19 protein-coding genes and 1 tRNA gene are annotated in these 21,839 nt (G+C 62.8%); 11 read left to right on the top strand and 9 right to left on the bottom strand.

Features of this window, described 5'->3' with window-relative positions:
* Positions 1-14 precede the first annotated feature (14 nt).
* From ADBZ9O_RS25385 to ADBZ9O_RS25355, 7 genes are all read left to right on the top strand, one after another.
* On the top strand, positions 15-3,014 hold the full coding sequence (locus ADBZ9O_RS25385) for a UPF0182 family membrane protein (RefSeq protein ID WP_526525819.1): 3,000 nt from the start codon (positions 15-17) through the stop codon (positions 3,012-3,014).
* 7 nt (positions 3,015-3,021) lie between these two features.
* Positions 3,022-6,447: an ATP-binding protein gene (locus ADBZ9O_RS25380; protein ID WP_526525817.1), complete on the top strand. Its 3,426-nt coding sequence runs from the start codon at positions 3,022-3,024 to the stop codon at positions 6,445-6,447.
* A gap of 88 nt (positions 6,448-6,535) precedes the next feature.
* Positions 6,536-7,921: an FAD-binding oxidoreductase gene (locus tag ADBZ9O_RS25375; protein WP_526525815.1), complete on the top strand. Its 1,386-nt coding sequence runs from the start codon at positions 6,536-6,538 to the stop codon at positions 7,919-7,921.
* Positions 7,922-8,065: 144 nt separating this feature from the next.
* Positions 8,066-8,139 (top strand) — tRNA-Met (locus ADBZ9O_RS25370).
* 553 nt (positions 8,140-8,692) lie between these two features.
* Positions 8,693-9,394 carry a hypothetical protein gene (locus ADBZ9O_RS25365; RefSeq protein WP_526525813.1) on the top strand — a complete coding sequence of 234 codons (702 nt, stop codon included), beginning with the start codon at positions 8,693-8,695 and terminating at the stop codon, positions 9,392-9,394.
* A 35-nt stretch (positions 9,395-9,429) separates the two neighbouring features.
* Positions 9,430-9,621, top strand: coding sequence for an ABC-three component system middle component 6 (locus tag ADBZ9O_RS25360; protein ID WP_526533480.1), 192 nt, complete (start codon positions 9,430-9,432; stop codon positions 9,619-9,621).
* The gene (locus ADBZ9O_RS25355) at positions 9,618-11,357 is read left to right on the top strand and encodes a DUF2326 domain-containing protein (RefSeq protein WP_526525811.1); all 1,740 of its coding nucleotides are present in this window, start codon (positions 9,618-9,620) and stop codon (positions 11,355-11,357) included. Before ADBZ9O_RS25360 ends, ADBZ9O_RS25355 begins: the two co-directional genes overlap by 4 nt.
* A gap of 97 nt (positions 11,358-11,454) precedes the next feature.
* Here the strand turns inward: ADBZ9O_RS25355 and relB are convergent, their stop codons facing one another.
* The 6 genes from relB to ADBZ9O_RS25325 form a co-directional block, all read right to left on the bottom strand.
* Positions 11,455-11,784 (bottom strand): type II toxin-antitoxin system RelB family anti-toxin, encoded by a 330-nt coding sequence (gene relB / locus ADBZ9O_RS25350; protein ID WP_526525809.1) that lies wholly within the window; start codon positions 11,782-11,784, stop codon positions 11,455-11,457.
* The gene (locus ADBZ9O_RS25345) at positions 11,781-12,131 is read right to left on the bottom strand and encodes a type II toxin-antitoxin system RelE/ParE family toxin (RefSeq protein ID WP_526525808.1); all 351 of its coding nucleotides are present in this window, start codon (positions 12,129-12,131) and stop codon (positions 11,781-11,783) included. Before ADBZ9O_RS25345 ends, relB begins: the two co-directional genes overlap by 4 nt.
* Before the next feature lie 46 nt (positions 12,132-12,177).
* Positions 12,178-12,357: a hypothetical protein gene (locus ADBZ9O_RS25340; RefSeq protein WP_526525806.1), complete on the bottom strand. Its 180-nt coding sequence runs from the start codon at positions 12,355-12,357 to the stop codon at positions 12,178-12,180.
* Between the two features lie 170 nt (positions 12,358-12,527).
* The gene (locus ADBZ9O_RS25335) at positions 12,528-12,824 is read right to left on the bottom strand and encodes a site-specific integrase (protein ID WP_526525804.1); all 297 of its coding nucleotides are present in this window, start codon (positions 12,822-12,824) and stop codon (positions 12,528-12,530) included.
* Positions 12,825-12,947: 123 nt separating this feature from the next.
* Positions 12,948-14,519 carry an exonuclease domain-containing protein gene (locus tag ADBZ9O_RS25330; protein WP_526525803.1) on the bottom strand — a complete coding sequence of 524 codons (1,572 nt, stop codon included), beginning with the start codon at positions 14,517-14,519 and terminating at the stop codon, positions 12,948-12,950.
* Between the two features lies 1 nt (position 14,520).
* Positions 14,521-15,030: a hypothetical protein gene (locus ADBZ9O_RS25325; RefSeq protein ID WP_526525802.1), complete on the bottom strand. Its 510-nt coding sequence runs from the start codon at positions 15,028-15,030 to the stop codon at positions 14,521-14,523.
* A gap of 560 nt (positions 15,031-15,590) precedes the next feature.
* Here ADBZ9O_RS25325 and istA point away from each other — a divergent pair.
* Positions 15,591-17,099, top strand: coding sequence for an IS21 family transposase (gene istA, locus ADBZ9O_RS25320; RefSeq protein ID WP_526525801.1), 1,509 nt, complete (start codon positions 15,591-15,593; stop codon positions 17,097-17,099).
* Entirely contained in the window at positions 17,096-17,905 is an 810-nt protein-coding gene (gene istB / locus ADBZ9O_RS25315; protein ID WP_526525800.1) for an IS21-like element helper ATPase IstB, read from the top strand. Before istA ends, istB begins: the two co-directional genes overlap by 4 nt.
* A 277-nt stretch (positions 17,906-18,182) precedes the next feature.
* On the opposite strand, the gene ADBZ9O_RS25310 is transcribed toward istB, so the two are convergent.
* Positions 18,183-18,374: a DUF8371 domain-containing protein gene (locus ADBZ9O_RS25310; RefSeq protein WP_526533478.1), complete on the bottom strand. Its 192-nt coding sequence runs from the start codon at positions 18,372-18,374 to the stop codon at positions 18,183-18,185.
* A 158-nt stretch (positions 18,375-18,532) separates the two neighbouring features.
* Here ADBZ9O_RS25310 and ADBZ9O_RS25305 point away from each other — a divergent pair, with 158 nt between their 5' ends.
* Positions 18,533-18,931: a VOC family protein gene (locus ADBZ9O_RS25305; protein WP_526525798.1), complete on the top strand. Its 399-nt coding sequence runs from the start codon at positions 18,533-18,535 to the stop codon at positions 18,929-18,931.
* A gap of 55 nt (positions 18,932-18,986) precedes the next feature.
* On the opposite strand, the gene ADBZ9O_RS25300 is transcribed toward ADBZ9O_RS25305, so the two are convergent.
* Together ADBZ9O_RS25300 and ADBZ9O_RS25295 are read right to left on the bottom strand one after the other, a co-directional pair.
* Entirely contained in the window at positions 18,987-19,139 is a 153-nt protein-coding gene (locus tag ADBZ9O_RS25300) for a hypothetical protein (RefSeq protein ID WP_526533806.1), read from the bottom strand.
* Positions 19,103-19,429: a DUF8370 family protein gene (locus ADBZ9O_RS25295; RefSeq protein ID WP_526525797.1), complete on the bottom strand. Its 327-nt coding sequence runs from the start codon at positions 19,427-19,429 to the stop codon at positions 19,103-19,105. Before ADBZ9O_RS25295 ends, ADBZ9O_RS25300 begins: the two co-directional genes overlap by 37 nt.
* Here ADBZ9O_RS25295 and ADBZ9O_RS25290 point away from each other — a divergent pair.
* The gene (locus tag ADBZ9O_RS25290) at positions 19,414-21,123 is read left to right on the top strand and encodes an ATP-dependent nuclease (RefSeq protein ID WP_526525795.1); all 1,710 of its coding nucleotides are present in this window, start codon (positions 19,414-19,416) and stop codon (positions 21,121-21,123) included. The two genes, ADBZ9O_RS25295 and ADBZ9O_RS25290, sit on opposite strands and share 16 nt — an antisense overlap.
* Positions 21,124-21,839 lie beyond the last annotated feature (716 nt).

Here is a 21,839-nt window from a genome sequence, read left to right as displayed (position 1 = left end):
CCAGGAGTTTGAACGTGGGGATGCGGCCCGCCGCGAGGATGCCAAAGCTGACACGGCGTAGCCGGGTTTTGATCGCGATGGCACTAGCTGTCGTGATCCTCCTCCTGGTCGGCCCGAGGTTGGTGGACACATACGTCGACTGGCTGTGGTTCGGCGAGCTCGGCTACCGCTCGGTGTTCACCACCAAGCTGTTCACCCAGATCGTGGTGTTCTTGGTGACCGGGTTGTTGGTGGGCGTCGTCGTCTTCGCCGGGATGGCGTTGGCCTACCGCTCGCGGCCGGTGTTCGTCCCGGCCAACGGCCCCAACGATCCTGTCGCGCGGTACCGCACGGCCGTGGTGTCGCGGCTGCGGCTGGTCGGGATCGGCATCCCGGTCGTGGTCGGCTTTTTCGCCGGGATCATCGGCCAAAGCAGCTGGGTGCAGATCCAGTTGTTCTTGCACGGCGGCGACTTCGGGATCACCGACCCGCAGTTCGGCAAGGATCTGGGCTTCTATGCCTTCGACCTGCCGTTCTATCGGCTGCTGCTGTCCTACATGTTCGTCGCGATCTTCCTGGCGCTGATCGCAAACCTGATCGGGCACTACATCTTCGGTGGTATCCGGCTGGCCGGGCGTAGCGGCGCCCTGAGCCGCGCGGCCCGCATCCAGCTGGTCACTCTGGTCGGAATCCTGGTGCTGCTCAAAGCGGTCGCCTACTGGTTGGACCGATTCGAGCTGCTCAGCCACACCAGGGGCGGTAAGCCCTTCACCGGTGCCGGTTACACCGATATCAACGCGGTGCTGCCGGCCAAGCTGATTCTGCTGGCGATTGCGTTGATCTGTGCGGCTGCGGTGTTCTCGGCACTGGTGTTGCGGGACTTGCGGATTCCGGCCATCGGTCTGGTGCTGCTGCTGCTGAGCTCGCTGATCGTCGGTGCGGGCTGGCCGCTGGTGGTCGAGCAGATCAGCGTCAAGCCCAACGCGGCGCAGAAGGAAAGCGAGTACATCAGTCGAAGTATCACCGCCACCCGAGAGGCCTACGGACTGACCAATGAGTCGGTGACGTATCGGGATTACAGCGGTGACACGCCGACGTCTCCGCAGCAGGTCGCGTCGGACCGTTCCACCATCTCCAATATCCGGCTGCTTGACCCCACCATCGTCGGACCGGCCTTCACCCAGTTCCAGCAGGGCAAGAACTTCTACAGCTTCCCCGACCAGTTGGCCATGGATCGCTACACCGGCGCTGACGGCAATCTGCGTGACTTCGTGGTCGCCGCCAGGGAACTCAACCCCGATCGGTTGATCGACAATCAGCGGGACTGGATCAACCGGCACACCGTCTACACCCACGGCAACGGGTTCATCGCGTCACCGGCCAACACGGTGCGCGGGATCGCCAACGACCCCAATCAAAACGGCGGCTATCCCGAGTTCCTGGCGAGTGTGGTCGGGGCCAACGGCACCGTCGTCTCACCAGGGCCGGCACCGCTGGATCAACCCCGCATCTACTACGGTCCGATCATCGCCGCCTCCGCGCAGGACTACGCGATCGTCGGTAGCAACGGCACCGACCGCGAATACGACTACGAGACCAACACCGACACCAAGAACTACACCTATCAGGGCAGTGGTGGCGTTCCGGTCGGAAACTGGTTGTCGCGCAGCGTATTCGCTGCCAAGTTCGCCGAGCGTAACTTCCTGTTCTCGAATGTGATCGGGCCCAACAGCAAGATCCTGTTCAATCGTGACCCGGCCGAACGCGTCAAGGCGGTGGCCCCGTGGTTGGACACCGACAACGGTGTTTATCCGGCCATCGTCAACAAGAAGATGGTGTGGATCGTCGACGGTTACACCACGTTGGACAACTACCCGTATTCGCAGCTGACGTCGTTGTCGAGCGCGACGGCCGACTCCAACGAGATCGCGGCCAACCGGTTGCTGCCGGACAAGCAGGTGTCCTATATCCGCAACTCGGTGAAGGCCACCGTTGACGCCTACGACGGCACCGTCACGCTCTATGCCCAGGACGAAAGCGATCCGGTACTGAAGGCCTGGATGAGCGTCTTCCCCGGCACCGTCAAACCCAAGTCGGATATCAGCCCGGACCTGGCCCAGCACCTGCGCTACCCGGAGGATCTGTTCAAGGTCCAGCGCGCACTGCTGGCCAAGTACCACGTCGACGACCCGGTGACGTTCTTCTCCACCTCGGACTTCTGGGATGTCCCGCTCGACCCGAACCCGACCGCGTCGAGCTACCAACCGCCGTATTACATCGTCGCCAAAGATCTTGCGCAGAACAATAATTCGGCAGCGTTCCAGCTGACCACCGCGATGAACCGGTTCCGGCGCGACTTCCTGGCGGCCTATATCAGCGCCAGTTCCGATCCGGCCACCTACGGCAAGATCACGGTGCTGACCATCCCGAATCAGGTCAACGGACCCAAGCTGGCGTTCAACGCGATCAGTACCGATACCGCGGTCAGCCAGGACCTCGGTGTGATCGGCCGTGATAACCAGAACCGCATCAGGTGGGGCAACCTGCTGACCCTGCCGGTTGGTCAAGGCGGTCTGCTCTACGTGGCACCGGTGTACGCATCGCCGGGGGCCAGTGACGCCGCGTCGTCTTATCCCCGACTGATCCGCGTGGCCATGCAGTACGGCGACAAGATCGGCTACGGACCTACCGTGCGCGACGCACTCGACGGCATCTTCGGTGCCGGTGCGGGCGCCGCCGCGACGGGTCCGGCGCCAGTGGTCGGTTCGCCACCGGCCGCCCAGGTGCCTGCCGCAACGCCGGGAACGCCGCCACCGCCTGCCGCGAATTCACCAGAGGTGCCGACTCCGGTCGCCGTGCCTCAGGTGCCCGGGGCCAGTGTGCAGCTGTCCACGGCGAAAGCCGCAGCGCTGCAAGAGGTGCAGCAGGCTCTTGACGGCATGCAGGCCGCTCAGACCAGCGGCAACTTCGCGCAGTACGGCGAAGCTCTGCAGCGCCTCGACGATGCCATGAACGCGTACCGCACCGCCAAGTAGTACGCCGGTGCACTACCGGTTGCTGGGCCCGCTGCAGGTGACCCAGGGCGCTGCGGCGGTGGATATCGGTCCGCCCAAACAGCGCGCGGTACTGGCGGCGCTGCTGCTGGCCCAGGGCAGGGTGGTCTCCACGGACCGCCTGATCGACGCGGTCTGGGGCGACGAGGTGCCCGGTAGTGCGACCGCGAGCCTGCAGGCCTATATCTCCAACCTACGCAAGGCTTTACGGTCCGATACCGGGGCGGCATCGCCCATCGTGCGTCAGTCGCCGGGGTACTACCTGGCCGCCTCGACGGCCGATGTGGTCGACCTGATCGCCTTCACCGAGCACTGTGTCGCCGCGCGGGCGGCGATCACCGCGGGCGGGTGGCGCGACGCACTGGCCGCGACGGACGCTGCCTTGGCGTTGTGGCGGGGACCGCTGCTGGAGGACCTGCGCGACGAGGACTGGGTCAGGCGGGAATCGGCCGGTGTCGAGGAGCTGCGCGCCGAGTGCCGGGAGAATCGTGTCACCGCGCTGCTGGCGCTGGGCCGTAGTGCCGAAGCCCTGGCGGATGCGGTCCGGCTGCGTGCGGATGATCAGCTGCGTGACCGGGCCTGCTGGTTACTGATGCTGGCGCTGTACCGGACCGGGCGGGGACCCGAAGCGCTGGACGCCTATGCCACACACGCCGCCCACCTCGACGCCGAACTCGGTCTGGAGCCCGGCACCGAATTGCGTGACCTGCAGACCGCCATCCTGCGGCAGTCCCCGGAGCTGGCCGCTTGGCCGCGCTCCCCGGCCTGGACCGGGGCCGATGACCTGTCCTCACCCGCCACCGTCGCCCCCGCCCCGGAGCAACCTGTCACCGCATCGCGTCGTCGGCTGATCGGTCGTGATCGCGAATTGGCCATGCTGTCAAAGGTTCTCGACGGTGCGGCGGCCGGGGCCACCGGCTGGGTGGTGCTCACGGGCCCACCCGGGATCGGGAAGACGAGACTCGCCGAGGAGGCGGCGGGCAGGGTGGCTGCTGGAGGCGGTCGGATGGTCTGGGTGAACTGCCCCGACGAGCGGGGTACCCCGCCGTGGTGGCCGATGCGCCAACTGCTGCGCGCGCTCGGTGCCGACGCCGACGCGGTGCTGGAGGTGCCGGCGGATGCCGATCCCGATACCGCCAGATTTTTGGTCTATGAACGCATTCACGTGCTGCTGCAGAGCGTTGGGCAGGCCGAAGCACCGTTGGCGGTGGTGATCGATGACGCGCAATGGGCCGATCCGACCTCGGCGAGTTGCCTGGCCTATATCGCCGGTGCGCTGCGTGAGCACCCCGTTGCGATGATCGTCACGGTGCGCGACGGTGACCACAGCGCGGAGCTGACCCGACTGCTCGGGACCGTCGCGCGCGGAGATCGCAACCGGCGCATCGATGTTCCCGCGCTGAGCCTCAGTGAGGTGACCGCCTTGGCCAATGAGGTCGCCGAGGACCCGCGCGACGAACTCACCGATGCCGAGGCAACGATCCTCGCCGACCGCACCGGCGGTAACCCGTTCTTTGTCTCCGAATACGCCCGGCTGCCCCGCGAAGAGCGCAGCGCCGGCGATATCCCCTCGGCGATCAAATCAGTCCTCGATCGCAGGTTGGCCGGCGTCGATCCGGCAGTCCTGCAGGTACTTCGGGCTGCCGCGGTGATCGGTGACACCCTCGACGCGTCAGCGTTCGGATTGCTCGCCGCAACCACCAGGCTCGACCTGGAGACGTTGGCTGATTACCTCGACGACGCCGCCGATGCGCGGATCCTGGTATCGGCGCACGACAGCGCGGGTTACGAGTTCGCGCACGGTCTGCTGCGCGCGCACCTGTTGGCGATGCTGCCCGCGCTGCGTCGGCAGCGGCTGCACGCCACGGTGGCGGACACGTTGGTGGACAACAACTCTCACGACGCGATCAGCCGTCGCGCGCAGCACCTGATCGCCGCCCTGCCGTTGGTGGAGCCCGCGGCGGTGGTCGCCGCCTGCCGGTTGGCTGCCGAGCATGCCACCGAGCAGTGGAGCTCCGATATCGCCGCGCGCTGGTGGCAGGCGGCCCTCGACGCCTACGACCAGTTGCCGGCCGCCGAGCGCGACAGCGTCGAACGCGACGGTCTGACCGTGGAGCTGCTGGAAGCGCTCGGTCGCGCCGGTCGCGGGCAGACGGTCGTCGACAGTGCCTCCACCGCATTGGCTGAGGCGTTTCGCGCCGGCCGGGCGGCCACCGCGGGGCGGGTGGCGGCCGCGCTGCTGAGGGTCAGTGGCAGCTGGCCGTGGCTGGCGCCGGGTGCTGATCCCTCCGAGCTGCTCGCGCTGCTCAACCGCGCCGCGCAGTTGTGCGACGACGATCCGGCCGCGGGTGCCCGGGTGCACGCGGCGCTGGCCGTGGGGAACTGTTATCACCCCGATCCCGCGGTCACCGCCGGGCTTCTCGACAGGTCCGCCGACCTTGCCGACCAAACCGGAGATGTCGACGTCATCGCCGACGCGTTGGTCGGCAAGATCATCACCTATTCCGGGGTGGCACAACGCAGTGCCGACATACTGGGTTGGGTCGACGCGCTGATGATGTTGCAGCACAGTCGAATTCGTGAAGACACGGTGATCGCGCACTCGGTCGCGACGATGGCGGCGATGGATCTCGGCGATGCCGAGGCCACCGATCGGCATCTGCGGGCCGGTATCGAAGGCAGCGAACAGCTGCGGCTTCCGGTGGTGCGTGCCCAATTGCGATGGATGGAAGCTGTTCTGGCGGTGTGGCGCGGCGATTTTGCCGAAGCCGAGCGCCACCACGGCATCGCGGTGAAGGTGCATGAGCAGACCGAGCTTTACGGGGCGGGCAGCGGCATGATCGCCGCGACGGCCCTGCTCCGCGAGAAGGGCGAAACCGTCGATGCTGCATCGGTTCTCGGGGCCGAGCTGGACAGCGGGGGAGAGGGCATGGTCGACGTGGCGCGGGCCGCGCTGCTGACCGTCCAGACCGGACCGGACGCGCGTGCCGAGGCCGCAGGCGTGTTATCCCGTGGGTCCGGTCTGCCGCACATCTGGACCAGCTTGGGCTTTGCCGCGCTGCGCGCACACCTGTGCGCCGATCACGGGTTGGTCGAGTTCGCGCCGGGCTTGCTCGACGAGCTTGAGCCGTTCGCCGACCGCATCGCGATGATCGGCCAGGTCGGTATCGCCGGCCCGGTCCCGTTGGCCATCGCCAGGTTGTACGCGCTACTCGGGCAGGACGATCGCGCGCGCGAACGGATCGCCGACGCTGAGGCGATCGCCGAGCGCAACGGCGGCGTCCCGGCGCTGCTGCGCTGCCGGCTGCTACGCGCCGAGTTGGACGGCGACAGCGCCGCGGCCGCAGCGGTAGCCGAAGAGGCCGAACGCATCGGCATGCGCGGTGTGGCCGCCGCAGCCAGGGCCCTGGCCTGACTTGGAGATTTCTTGGTGTGGCGACGCCAAGGGGTCACCAAGGACCGAGGCTCACAGTGGTGTTCAACCAACCAGGGAAGGACCCTCCATGAGCATCGCCCCCGTCACCGATGACGATCTCGCCGCCGCCTTGGCGCCCCGGATCGGCGGTGTCGTCGCGCTACCGGCCGATCCCGACTATCAGCGCATCATGCCGTGGAATGTGGCGGTGCCCGTCGCCCCGTGTGCAGCGGTGTTCGCCTCCAGCGCACGCGATGTCGACGAGACCGTCCGCTTCGCCGCCGAGCGCGGGCTCACCGTGGCGGTGCAGGCCACCGGCCACGGCGCCCTGCCGGTCGGAAGCGACAGCATCCTGGTGCACACCGGTGAGCTGACCGCAGTCGTCGTCGATCCACGCAGCCGCACCGCCCGCGTCGGGGCCGGGGCCACCTGGCAGCACGTGCTCGACGCCGCCACCCCGCACGGTCTGGCACCTGCCTGCGGTTCCGCGCCGAGTGTGGGCGTGGTGGGTTTCCTGACCGGCGGCGGTATCGGTCCACTGGTGCGCAGCATCGGACTGTCGTCGGACTACGTGCTGGCCTTCGAACTGGTCACCGGCGCCGGTGAGGTACTGCGGGTGACCCCTGAGCAACACAGCGATCTGTTCTGGGGATTGCGGGGCGCCAAGGCGACGCTGGGCATCGTCACCGCAGTGGAGATCGAACTGCTGCCGATCACCGAATTCTACGGTGGTGCACTGTATTTCGACGGATCGTCGGCTGCGGTGGTGCTGCGGGCGTTTCAGCAGTGGTGTGCGGGGCTGCCCGAGTCGGTCAGCACCTCGATCGCGTTCCTTCAGCTGCCCGAGCTGCCCGATGTGCCGCCACCGCTAGCGGGCCGGTTCACCGTGGCGGTGCGCTACGTGGCACTCGGCAGCGCGTTTGAGGGGGCGCGGCTGCTCGCCCCGATGCGCGCGGCGGCCACCCCGCTGATCGACGCCGTCACCGTGCTGCCGTACGCGGCGATCGCTGCGGTGCATGCCGACCCGCCCAATCCGATGCCGGTGCACGAGGACCATGCCCTGCTGCGGGAACTCACCCCCGACGCCGTCGAGGCGCTGCTGGCCGTGGCAGGACCCGAGTCGGGGTCGGTGCAGACGATCGTCGAGCTGCGGATGCTCGGTGGCGCGCTGACCCGCCCGGCCAGACACCGCAGTGCGTTCTGCCACCGCGACGCGGCCTTCACGGTCACGACGATCGGCGCGCTGGTGCCCCCGATCGCCGAGATGGTGCCCGCGCACGCGGCGGCGGTGGTCCAGGCGCTGGCACCGTGGTCGACCGGGGGACAGCTGCCGAACTTCGCGGCCTCGGCTGATCCGGCCCGGCTGGCCCGCTGCTACGACGAGGACACGCTGTACTGGCTGGCGGCCCTGGCGGAGCGGTATGACCCTGCCGGGGTCCTGCGGGTCGGCCAGGTGGCGCGCTACCCCATGTGAACACCGTTCCTGCCCGCGAGCGCACATTCTGGTACGCATTCCAGGTTCAACGCGTACAGCGATGCGCGCTCGCGAGGGTAAAAAAGCCTCTGAGCACCCGATTTGGTGCCTCAGCGACTGACCAGTAACCTTGTGTTTACCCGTCGCGGGGTGGAGCAGCTCGGTAGCTCGCTGGGCTCATAACCCAGAGGTCGCAGGTTCGAATCCTGTCCCCGCTACTAGGCAAAATGGCCCTCGGAGGAGACTCCGGGGGCCATTTTCATGCCGTTTGGGAACACTTTTGGGAACAGTCGCAGTGCTAACGAGTATCGCGAAGGCGCTAGCTGCCAAGTTCGACGAAGTAACGACGATGAGGTCTGCGGCCTCGCATCAAGATGTTTCCGGTGTCCAGGATCGTCGGCGGTGGATGTTCGGTGATCGTTGCCAGTAGCCTGTCCGGGACGCAGAACCAAGTCGTTCTACCTTCGGCGGCGATGATGCAGTTTAATTGCCGAGCCGGAGAGCCGCGGGACACCGCGGTTGGTCGGACGTACAGGCGCAAACTGACCCGCTGGCCTTCATCTTCTCAGTTCTTGTGGGACCTGGGCGATACAGTTCAGGCCAGACGTTTCGAGGGGAGGGGGCGACGAGATTACAGAGAAGGCAGCTTCAGTTACGACAAGTGGCCAAGACAGCGAAGGAAAAAGGAAGAAGAGTAGTCGCAACTACAAAGAACGCGACCTCAAGATTCTCTTCACGCTGGCCGCCAACCGGTGCGCGTTCCCCGGCTGTGTGCACCCCATCGTCGAACCGGAGACTTTGGCGGATCCGAGACAGGTAGTCGGCCACATAGCTCACATCGTCGGTTCGTCGGTCGATGGTCCGCGCGGCGCCGAGCCATATGAAGGTGACCTCGACGGCTATGACAACTTGGTGTTGCTGTGCCGGCACCATCATGGCGTCGTTGACGTTCAGGCGAATTCCTATACGTCCGACGAGCTCCGAGGGTGGAAGAGTAACCACGAAGCGTGGGTCAATGAGCGACTTGCCGACCGGATGAAGTCGATCGAGTTCGCCGAGCTCGAGATCGTATGTCGATACCTGGTCGACACCGAGAAAGCCATTGATAGCACTGCGATGATCTCATTTGAGATCCGAGACAAGATGGATGCGAACGGTCTGACCGACCGAGTGGCGTCCCGCCTGACCACCGGTTTGATGCAGGCGCCACAGGTGGCGGAGTACCTCGCGATCTATTCGGCGAAGCTCGACCGTGAGTTTCCACGGCGACTCCGCCAAGGTTTCATCGCGATGTACAACAAGCATCGCGATGCTGGCCTCGCCGGCGATTCGCTCTTCCTCCAGATGGTCGAGAGCGCCACTCCGGACCCTCCCGCCGGTTCTGATGTTGCACTACGCTGGGATTATCAGGCCGCCGCTTTGGCGGTGTTGAGCCATCTCTTCGAGATCTGTGATGTATTCGAGGCACCGTGACTGACCTGCTGCCTACTAAATATGTCCCGCTCAGCATGTCCTTGATCGGCCAAGCAGCGGCGGTCCTCGATTGCCGTCGTGAGACCCAGACGGTCAGCGACTTGTGGGCTCGCGCTCGATCTGAGAACGAAGATTTGTCCTTTGCAAGCTTCGTAGATTCGCTCACGGTTCTTCACGCACTCGGCGCTGTGGATTTCCGTCGTGGCCTACTCCGGTGGCGCGCATGAGGTTGATCCGCCTGACGAGCAACAAGGAGTCCTTCAAAGCTGTCACGTTCAAGTCGGGACTGAACCTGGTCCTAGCCGACCGCACCGATAAATCATCTGCAACGGACTCCCGAAATGGTGTGGGCAAGACCACTCTTCTCCAGATCATCGATTACTGCCTGGGTGGGCGAGTAATCGAGGGTGACTCCCTGTACAAGCTTCGAGGGAGCGAGTGGGAATTCACTCTGGATGTAGAGATTGCGGGTCACGCGCTTGCCGTGACCCGAGGCATCGATACTTCAGAAGTCGACGTTTCAGGCGATGGCGTCTACACGCTCGGGTTGACGGACAAGCCTGACACCGTGACCGCGGTACTCGGTTCCGGCGAGTGGTCCGACTGGCTCGGGGACAGGAGCTTCGGACTGCCACTACGCGCAGACCGGGTGCCCAACGCACCGACGTTTCGAAGTCTCATGCGTCACTTTCTGCGCTTCCGAGATGAGGCTTACAACAGTCCGTTCAAGACGTTTGGAAGCCAGCCTCCTGTACAAGTGCAGGCCGAGAACGCGTTCCTATTGGGTCTGAATTGGGAGTACGCGGTCGAGTGGCAGCGCTTGAAGGACCGCGAGAAGACGCTCAAGGCTCTCTCGGGTGCGGATGTAGAGGAGCTCGGCCAGGAATTGGCTGAACTGCAAGCGCGCCGAGCCCGCGAGACGAGCCAGCTCCACCGCCTCGATGAGGATGTTCGAGAGTTTCGTGTGCTTCCCGAATACAGGGAGGTAGAGACACGAGCGAACGACGCCGCAGCCGAGATGCGAAACCTCTCAAATCAGGTCTTAATCACTGCACGAGAGATTGACCTCTACCTCGAGCAGGCTTCGGCGGAATCTACGGACGCGGACCAGGCGAGGGTCGAAACGCTGTTCAATGAGGTCGGAGTTGTGTTTCCTGATGGTTTACGGAGCACGCTGAAGCAGACTAGGGACTTCCACGCGTCAGTTACAAAGAACCGTCGGCATTACCTCGAATCTGAGATCAGACGACTCAACAGTGTCCAAGACCGGCGTAATCAGGAACTTCAGAACTTGGAACAGCGACGACGTGACGATCTTCGTATGCTCGAATCCCATGGCGCGCTTGAGGATTACGCGGAGATGCAAAAGAAGCTAGGTGCGCTCTCGGCTTCGGTGACCGAGCTTTCCACGCGCATCGAGACCATCCAGGACATTCGGCGCGGCAAGTCGGCGCTGAAGGCGGAAACGCTTGAGCTTGCGGACAGGGTCGAGCTTGATCTAGAGGAACGGCAACCAAGCTACGAAGGGGTCCTAAGCAGATTCTCTGAGGCTTTTGAGACTTTGTATGGCAACGAAGCATTTCTACTTGTAGATGTGGGGGATGCAGGCTATCGGTTCACTGTGAAGGTTCCTCGCGAAGGTTCAACGGGGACTGGCAAAGTCGGCATATTTGCCTATGATCTTGCGATCACCGAAGCTTGGGCGGCGCGAAAGTCTGGATGCGGCTTTCTTGCACATGACAGCGTCCTGTTTGATGGTGTTGACGAGCGTCAGACCGCGTCTGCAATGGCACTTGCCGCAGAAAGTGCGGAGAAGTTCGGCTATCAGTACTTCCTGACTGCAAACTCGGACGATCTGACTCCTAACGAGATGGATAGGGTCGGACTCGACATCGCTGCGAACCGTGTTGTCCTCCTGACGGACGCCGAAGAATCAGGTGGGTTGCTTGGAGTGCGAGTCTGACTGTGACTGCGTCGTAGCCTTCGATGCCTACCGGGCGAGACTCCGGGGAAGAACAAGCGGTGGCACTCGCACTGGCTGAAGTAGGAAAAACCTAGTTTCAGTCAATAAGGCTGACATGGGAGGTGCCAAAATCGGCGATAACTCGCAGGCTCCCGCCCAGTGCTGCCACATACGACTGCAGCGTGCCGAGCTCTGTGTGCGATAGATCGCCACTCTCCAGCTTCGACACGCGCGCCTGAGAGACTCCCATCAACGCGGCGACGTCAGCCTGCCGGGCGTGACCATGAGCCTTCCGGATGTCCGCGAGGCGTTGCGCCTGGACCGCATCGCGCATCTCCTTGCGTGCCGCGTCAGCACGGGCCGGGTCGACGCGACCCTGGGCCACGGCGTCGGCGCGGATCTCACGCCAGTTGCGTGCCATGGTCACTCACCTTCTGCCAGCCAGTTCTCGTATCGCCGTTCGGCGACCTGAATGTTCTTGTCATACCAAGTTTTCCAACTCCCGGCCTTGTCGCCGCCGAGTAGCAGGATCGCCTGTCGTTGCGGGTCGAAGATGAACAGGACCCGGATGCTGGAGCCTGCAGGCCGCAGCTCCTTCATGCTGTGAGACTTCGAACCGCTCACTTTGTCCACTGTCGGCCGACCTAGCGTGGGGCCCTCCAGCTCCAACAGATCGATCGCCCCGGTCACGGCGGCCATCGCATCCTTGTCGAGCGAGAAGTACCATCGTTCGACCTCCTCCAGCAGGATCACGTCCCACGACGGTATCGACATTAATATAACTCCAGAGTTATTTGCAAGGTCCGTCGGACGAACGAGGTCAACTCGGGGTGTCGTCGGAGTCCGGCTCCCAGGCATCGCCCAACAGGAACGACGCCGCCTGTTCAGCCTCCTCGCGGTCGTCGTTACCGAGCACGTGTGCATAGGTCTCCAAGAAGAACCCGACGTTGGCGTGACCGATACGCTCGCTGACGATCTTCGGACTGACCCCGGCCCGCACGCACCGGTGGCATATGAGTGCCGCAGATCGTGAAAGGTGTTGCGCGGCAACCCCGCCGCGGCGGCCAGGCGGTCGAAGCGCTGGCGGATGGTGTCGGGGTGTAGCGGCCTACCGTCGTGGTAGTGAACACGTATCCGGTTTGCGGGTAGTCGGTTCCGAAGAAATCGCGCTCACTGTCCTGCGCCTCGCGCCAGCGCCGCAGTGCCGCGGTCGATCGCGAGCGTCTGATCGGCGTTGCGGGTCTTTCCGCCCGCCTTATCCAAGGCGTGACCGCCCACGACCACCAGGTTGTCGTGCACCGTATTGGTGCCGGCGTCGAGGTCGACTGCCGGCCATTTCAGGCCGCATATCTGGCCTCGCCGGATACCCTTCGTGAGTTCGAGGAGGAACAGGGCCGCGAACCGGTCATGGCGGACCGAGGCCAGGAACGCTTGGATCTCGTGCGTGTCCCAGACCTGCCGGCGCATTGTTAACTAGAAATGCATCTAGATCGTGGGCAACTGTGGGCAGGATGTGGGCACGTGGGCGGGGGCACCCAGCGGTCTGAGCGCCTAGGCGGAGCAAAGCTGCAAGCTCGCCGCGTCGACCTGCTAGCAGGTGCACCCAAATGTGATGTCGGCCAATCGTTCGGCGCTAACCTTTCCGCACCGGCGGCAGCGGGTGTGATGCGGATCGTCGGGCAGCGATGGAGCCGTTAATGGCCCGAGATAGTCGAAGCCGTGTTCTTCGGCGAGCGACTTCGCTTCTTCGAAGGGAACGGGCGCCAGGTGTGCCCACTCACGTTGCAGCGCTCGCGCTTCGACTGCCCAGCCGCGCCAGAAGCATGCGCGACACGTCAGTTCGCCGCAACTGTTCTTTTCAAGGGTGTAGTTGAACCGGTAGTGCGCCTGCACGGTGCAACTGAGGCACTCCGTTAGCTGCCAGTCGTCGGGGTGAGTGAACGTCTCCAGCGATTTAATTCCACCGCGTCGCTGGATTTCGGCGATGTGATAGTCGCACCACGTCGGGTTCGAGCGTGTCCTAAATGCAGCGATAGCTATGCAATCTCGAACATCGCATCGCTGGTCCGTCGATTTGCGTTCGCGGCGCAGAGGCCTTGGGGGCTTTGGCGGCTCAGGCACAGGCCGTTTTGCGAGGGGCACCTTGCGGAGGCGGGCCGGGATCGCATCGGCCGCGAGCGCTTCCTGCTGACTGTCGCTACTAGACTTAAGCGCGGTGTCTGCACATGCGAGCGATTTCCCTTCGAGGCACCGAACGAAGTCACTTTCGGTCATTACCTCGATGGGCTGACCTTTGTCCTGGAGCTCGAACGCCCTCCGCGTCTTTCCCGTGACCTTAGATCCAGGCCGAAGCACAGCGGGGTTAATGTCGCCGATGACAAGCACATTGGTTCGCTTCGTGGTGTCATCGTGGGGTGTAGCGCCGACGCGCGCGCACTCTTCCCACGCGACCCGTCGAGTCATCGACATTAGAGTGCCGGTGAACACCACGACGCGACCGTATAGATACCCGTCAGGATCAGCGTTTGGGTTCAGTTCGGGTCGCGCAAGCGCCCCGCCGGACCCGACCGACATCGCTACGCTGCCACGGTAGATACCGCTGGCCATTCGCCCAATGCATATACCCGCCGAACCCGCGAGCCCTTCCAGGGTGTCCACACCCTTATTGGCGGCGAGTCTGCGGACAACTTCCACGACCGCCAGAGCGTCTGCCAGCGGCTCGTGATGGTCGCCCATGAGTCCACCCAGCGTTTCAAGTACGAACGGCAGTCGGTAGGATGGAAGCGCCAGTGCGCGGCGCGCCAGGACCATCGTGCACAGGAACCGCATTTCGGGCCACTCGATGTTGTCCACTGCGCACGCGTATCGAATGACGCCTATGTCGAACCCCGCGTTATGAGCGACCACGACGTCGTCGCCGATGAAGTCCATGATGCTGGGTAGGACGTCTTGCCAGCGCGGTGCACTAGCGACCATATCGGGGGTGATGCCATGAATGAATGTGTTGTAGCCGTCGAAGTAGTCAACATCCGCCGGCGGGCGTATTAGCCACTTCCGCTCGGCCACAGGCAACCCATTTCTGACGCGGACAAGGCCGACAGCACACGGCGAGCCGCGGTATGAGTTCGCGGTCTCGAAGTCGATCGCAGTGAAGTCGAGCACTTTAGGAGGCCGCTACCCACCAGTCCGGCTTGACCAAGGGTTCTGGTCGCACAAGCTGCCCAAACCCGGGCGGAAAGTCTGCAAGCGTCGGATCCCCCAAGTCGTCGGCCATGATCCACGGCGGCTTCCCCGTACGGGGGTTCATCGTGCGACGCACCCGCTGTTCGTCGGTCGCTAGCCATGCCGTCCATGAGTCTCGTACGTAGTTGGCAGCAGCCAACGCGCGGTATGACGGCTCGTCTCGATCGTCACGGTTTAGCTGCGGTCGGCGGTTCACAAAGTTCGGGGCGGTTAGGTTTTTGTTCTTCGTGCGCTTCGCATAGGCCGCGACCGCCTCGGTAATACGTTCTTGGTAAGCGGCTGCCTCGTCCAAGAGGGTCTCGAACAATTCCAGAGTGATGCTGTGCGCGAACGGTATTGGCGGCGCTGTCCCAGTCGTGAGTACGACAGCGCGGTCGGCGGTCAGGTTCCAGACCTTCGATTCGTGACGCCTTTCGTCGCGTTGGATCACGACCGCGTTGGTGTGACCGACTCGCGAACCCTCAAGGCGGCTAGTTAGCCACACGGCAGTCGCGTTCGCCGATGGCTGCGCGTCTACGATCGCAAACCCAAGCATGAACCCCCCGATCTAGCACCAAGCGTGTTAAGGCTATGGCATGTGCCCACACCATAGGGCGTCATTCTGACAAGTCCAGCGTGTCGTGAGCCACCGGCTGCTAGCTAGCCAACCAACCACCACATGGGATGTCGAAATAGTGCAAATCCTGCACTTCCGGGTTCCTACCGTCGACGGATGCACGACATCGACTCCAAACTGCGACTGATCGCCGCCATTCGCGAGACGATCGCGCCGCGGAGGACCAGCGCCGTCGTGCACTCTGCTCAACGAGTTGCTCGACGCCCGCCGTGTCCGTGGCCATGAAAAAGTACCCACTGGTGGCCAAGTAGAGGTATCCGCTGGTGGCCAGATAAAAGTATCCGCCCCGTGTTCGTCGTGTCGATCAGGAACTGCGGGCCCCGATGGTGACGGTGAAGGTGCCAACCAGTCATCGCCACCATCGGGGAGTTCCATTGAAATCTGCGAAGGACCGCATGGACATCATTTCCGCCTATCAGCAAGTCGGGTCCTACCGGGGCGCCGCCGAGCTGTGCGGCACCACTCATAGGACCGTCAAGAAAGTCGTCGACAAGTTCGGGGCCGGCGATAGCGCACCGCCGAGGGCGCAGCGGGCCCACAACTACGATGCGGTGACCGACCTGGTCTCCGAGCGGGTCGAGAAGTCGAAAGGACGGATGTCGGCCAAGCGGATGCTGCCGATCGCCCGGGCCGCCGGCTACCAGGGGTCAGCACGCAACTTCCGCCGCCTCGTCGCCGAGGCGAAAGTGTTGTGGCGCAACGAGCATCACCGAGGGCGCCGCCCGGCGGTGTGGTCACCGGGTGAGTATCTCGTGATCGACTGGGCCCAAGCCGCACCGGGGTTGTTCTTGTTCTGCGCGGTGCTGGCGTTCTCCCGGTGGCGGTTCGTCGCGTTCGCCAGCGATCAACGCGCCTCGACGACGTTGGCGTTGATCGCCGAAGCGATGGGGGCGATCGGTGGCGTTCCGGCCCGGGTGCTGGCCGACCGGATGGCGTGCCTCAAGGGTGGGGTGGTCGCCAACGTGGTGATCCCCACGGCCGAATACGTCCGGCTGGCAGGTCATTACGGTTTCGCCCCGGATTTCTGCCACGCTGAGGACCCGCAGTCCAAGGGTGTGGTGGAGAACTTGTGTGGTTACGCCCAACGCGGCCTGGCTGTCCCCCTGTTGACCGAGGCTGCGATCGCCGGGGTGCCGGTGGGTCTACGGTCGGCCAACGCCGCGGCGAAAGCCTGGTGCATCGAGGTGAATGCAGCGGAGCATTCGGAGATCTGCGCAGTGCCCGATGAGCGACTGAGCATTGAACGTGAACTGCTGCAACCACTACCATCGCTGCAGATTCGGATCGGGGCGCCGTCGGTGATCCGCAAGGTCGACCGGCTGTCGTGCATCCGGTACGCCTCGGCCCGTTACTCGGTGCCCACCCGGCTGATCGGCACATCGGTGGCGGTGGTCGTCGATCACGGCGCGGTCTGCCTGGTCGAGCCCAGCACGGGGGTGATCGTGGCCGAACACGAACTCGCCGCCCCGGGCACCGCGTCGGTCCTCGACGATCACTACGACGGACCACGACCGGCGCCCAGTCGCGGACCGCGGCCCAAAACCATGGTTGAACAACAGTTCTGCGCACTCGGCACTGATGCCGAGGCGTTCCTGGTCGGTGCTGCGGCGATCGGCAACACCCGGCTGGGCTCGGAACTAGAGGTCCTATTGGCTTTGGGTGCCGCCCACGGTAAGGATGCCTTGACCGGGGCGTTGCGCCGGGCGGTGGCGTTCCGGCGGTTCCGTGCCGCCGACGTCCGCTCCATCCTGGCCGCTGGCGCCGGGACCCCGCAGCCCCGCACCGCCGGGGACGCGTTGATCCTGGATCTACCGGTCGCCCCGACCCGGTCGTTGGACGCCTACACCGTCACCCCGGTCGCCGACGGTGGTGTCACCTCATGACCAGGACATCGGCGAAGACAGCCAAGATCGTTGCCCCGCTGGCTGTTCCGGTACTCGCGGCTGATCTGGACGCTGGGTTGCGGCGGCTCAAGCTGGCCGCGATCCGGCGCACCGCACCCGAGGTGCTCCTGACCGCGAAGACCCAACGCTGGACACCCGAGGAGGTGTTGCGGACCCTGGTCGAGACCGAGTTGGCAGCCCGCGATGCCTCCAACGTGATCAACCGACTCAAGGCCGCCGGGTTCCCCGTCACCAAGACCCTCGACTCGTTCAACGTGGCAGGATCCTCGATCCAGCCGAAGGTCTTCGACTACCTGTCCAGCCTGGAATGGGTTCGAACACAACAGAACCTGGCGATCATCGGACCCGCCGGCACCGGCAAGTCCCACACCCTCATCGGCCTCGGCGTGGCTGCGATCCACGCCGGGCACAAGGTCCGCTACTTCACCGCCGCGGACCTGGTGGAAACCCTCTACCGCGGCCTGGCCGACAACACCGTCGGCAAGATCATCGAATCCCTGCTCCGGGTCGACCTGATCATCCTCGACGAACTTGGCTTCGCCCCGCTCGACGACACCGCAACACAGCTGCTGTTCCGCCTCGTCGCGGGTGCCTACGAACGCCGCTCCCTGGCCATCGGATCGCACTGGCCGTTCCAAGAATGGGGACGATTCCTGCCCGAGCAGACCACCGCAGTCAGCATCCTCGACCGGCTCCTGCATCACGCCACCGTCGTCATCACCGACGGCCAGTCCTACCGCATGAAGGACGCCCAACACCGAAAGGAGACGCCTCAACCGAGCTGAGAATCACCGCACGGGGTGGGTACTTTTATCTGGCCACCAGCGGGTACTTCCACTTGGCCATTGACACGCCTCCGTTCTTCCTCAAGAGACGAGGTACCTGCGACTTCCTCTTGAGCTTCGACGCTGGCTCTTTCGGGCGACCGTCAATTGTTGTGTAGCGGAGGGTCTTACCCAACTCTTCCGCGCTGCGATCAACCCGCTCGGGAAGATCCATGACGCGATTCTCGGACACACCGTCGTCGCGGTACCTGACACTGATAAACCAGCCGATTTGGCACTAGTCGGACTTCATATAACTCGGCAACTGCGCTTCCAGGCCATTCCAGAACGTCCCGCTGTGCGGCTTTTTCACCTCAACGAGCAGGCGGTGTTGCGACCCACTCGAAATCTTTAAGTCGACTGGTCCCCGCCCCAGCTCAACTTCGCGGTCCAACTCCACGCCTAATAGTCTTAGATAGGGCCTTGCCATACCAAGGAAGACCAACTGCGCAGTCTTCATCCTTCTCGACGGTTTTCCCTTTGCGTTTCGTCAAGTGATTTGGCCCCAGTAATCTGCGCGGATGTTGGCCCCAGTTGGGAGATCTAGCGCCGCTGGTGCAGGTTGGGTGTTGTGGCAGGATTGGCGACATGCTCGGTCATGTTGGGCTGAACGTCATGGATCTCGCAGACGCGCAGGCGTACTACGACGACCTGTTGCCGCTCCTGGGGTTTGAGAAGTTTCTCGTCGCGGAAGATCAGTGCGCCTACAAGCCTGCGGGCGGAAAGCCCGGGACGTACCTGTTCTTGTATCCGGCCGCCGATCCGGGGCTGTACTCACGCGACAAGACCGGCCTGCAGCACCTCGCGTTCATGGTGGGGAGCCGAGGTGATGTCGATCGGGTGCATCGTCACGTGTTGTCAGTAAGTGGACGTGTGATTCACCCACCACGATCGTTTCCGGAGTACCCGCCGCCGTATTACGCAACGTTCTGGCTTGATCCCTTTGGCATGATGCTTGAAGCCGTGTGCCATCACAATCGTGACTGATTCCTGCGGGGACCGCTTGTAGTCCGCGTTCAGCTGGCTTGTTTGCGCAGGCGTGTCATTCAGCAATTTTGAGGCACAACAGGATTGGAAGATCGGTCGCGGGGTTGGTGGGCAGCATCGCCGACTCCGACGCCGACATGGCGTTCTCCGCGAAGACCCGCGCGTTGGGGATCACATGCTCCCCGGTCGCAATGCCATGCCGCTCCACACACCAACCTCGCGGTTGTACTCGATGAATCGGTGCTTGAGCACATTGCACGCGGCATCCGAGATCTTGTCCCCTCCGATGCCAACGTTAAGGATGCCAATCTCCTCGATGTGTTCTGGCAGATCGAGTCCCTGAGCTATGGCGACCGCAATTCCATCGGCCAAGTGTCCGGCAAAGCCTGATCCGGAACCAGCACCCGAAGTGCCCCCTGGGTGTAGCCGAGGCCAAACTCGTTGAGTCCCGCTGTCACGGCGCGCTGTGACACGATGCCAAGATGGACACCCACCCACCACTACCTGGTGTGAGCCTCACATTTTCGGAAGTCTTCCCGGGGGGAGGCGGCTCCGATGAGGTATTCTTCTCCATCGACGAATGGGAACACCCGGTGTGTTTCTTCGTCGGACGAAACGGGAGCGGTAAGTCGAGAACAGCCAAGCTGATCGCTGACAACTTAAACGGACGACGCCTTTCCACAGACAGATTGTCAGGGCTGGTCAAGTACGACGATTGGGGCCACACGTCAGCTCCAAATGCAGAGGGATTCCCGGGCATACCTCTAGGCGATAAAGAACGTGAACGTGCTCAGCAGGTATCAAAATTGCACGGTACCGGTATCGCCGAGATCTATGCCATAAAACAGGAACCGGAGGTTTGGCTGCAAGTAGCAGCGTTCGTTCGACGCGCCTTCGGACGAACTGTCGTACTCAAAGAGAAATCCGGCTATCTTGATCCATTTATTCGTCTCGGTACGGTCGAGTATTCGCTCCTTCGTGACGAAGGTCACGGCCTCAGGGAACTTCTGATACTACTCATCGCAGTTTACAGAAGTGAGTGGCGCTTATTAGTCGTGGATGAGCCAGAATTACATTTACATCCGGCCATGGCACGGATCTGGTTGAGCGAGCTTCAGAAGGTCTGCGCAGATACGAACCGGCGCGCTATCGTTGTAACACACCAGCCGACCTTAATTAGACCGAAAGTTTCGTCTGACTTGAATGCTATCTTCTATTTCTCGGCAGGAAAGGCAGCGGCATCTTTTTCTGCGGCATTCAAGCCGGACCTAGCAGATCAAGTAACGGCGTCACTTACCGGTAACTCGGAATTGGTAAGTCAATTGGTATTTGCCCCCCGACCCGTTTTGGTAGAGGGAAAGCACGATGTCGCCGCGCTTACCGTGGCGCTGGAACGAACGCAGCCAGGAGAAGTGGTAGCCCAAACCGATCTAATAGATTGCGGCGGCAGCGGAACGGTTGCTCTCTGGTTTGAAATAGCAGACGCCCTTAACATCGATGTGCGCGCGATCGCCGATCTTGATGCTTGCCTAGAAAAGGCTGTCAACCGTGTCATGGATCGGTCCATCGACGTCCAACAGCGTTACCAGAACGACTTGTCTGTCGAACCGCCTAAGACCTCGACGGTCCTTGCACCGCTAATCCAAGCCATGAATGCCGATGGAATCGAAAAGAATGCTAAGGAACGGGCGAAATGGTTGGCGAATTCGGTGCTACTTCCGGGCCATCAATCGCGAATTACTAAGCTTATTGATATTTGGAAAGACCACGGCTTTTGGCTTCACGCGCAAGGTACGCTTGAGGACGTTCTTGGCATACCCGAAGATAAAGGTCTCACCCAAGCGCAACTCGCGGCAAAACAGCCGGGGCTAATTGATGAAGTGGCAAAGTGGTGTGCATACAAGCTCGATGCATCTGGTGAAATAAAGGCCCTTCTTGCCGTCAACGTTGAGCGGATAGCCCACGCGATAATGGAAGCGCAGCGCGATCAACCGGAACTCGAGTTTGCCTACCCCGTTGATGGGCCAGAGAGCAGCGACGCACGTCTCGTGAATGTTGAGCCCACTGGCGATGGCGCGCACCGACTGACCGTGTTGAAGCCGGACGAGTTTGCAGGTTGGTCACTTGTTTTCTCGCGAGACTCACCCGCCAACGACTTAAACCTTGCCGCGCCAGACGGGACCGCGAGCTAGTCTCGGGTCTATTGGTCCACTGCGGGGATTGCGCCTCGGCTACGTTCGGCCGCGCGCCGACCGTGAACAGCTGGTCGTCGGAGCTGTTGATGCCCTACTGAACTGGGGTAGCACCACCGAGCAGCATAGATGCAGTCCGCTCGACTTTGACTGTCGCACAACAATTCTCGGTAGTTTATATGTATTGATGGGTCGTTCGCATGCGTTGCCATCACCTTCGCGTGCGGGTTCTGCGCCGAGCGTTAGACAACGCTGCTGGTTTGCAAAAAACCTGGCAGGACCAATACGCCCGGTTAACGCGGTCCTTCTCGCTCATGCAGCGTGTAGCGGACCAGAACGATTTCATGAAGACATTCAGCAGCCGGACGCCGCGCGTGAACGCCATAATGGAGACTTACAACACCGCTGCGCTATACGTCGTCAGTGCGCCCATCTTTGGGAACGGATTTGGGACCAAAACTCTGCGAAACCCCCTGAAATCGGCCGGATGCGCCGGTACCGTCCAGACGCCAACACACCTTGACCTGCACCTTCAAGATTACGCGTACACCCGAAATCCCTTGGGGCGCAGCTCATAACCCAGAGGTCGTAGATTCGAATCCTGGGCCCCGCTACTAAGTGAAAATGGCCCTCGGAGATCTCTCCGGGGGCCGTTTTCATGTCACTTGTGAACGGATTTGTGAACGTCAGCTCGGCCGTCCGAAATCAATTCAACG

This window comes from Mycobacterium sp., from assembly GCF_965229105.1.
In the GTDB taxonomy this organism is placed as follows: Bacteria; Actinomycetota; Actinomycetes; order Mycobacteriales; family Mycobacteriaceae; genus Mycobacterium.
This window is presented reverse-complemented; position numbering and strand designations above follow the sequence as displayed.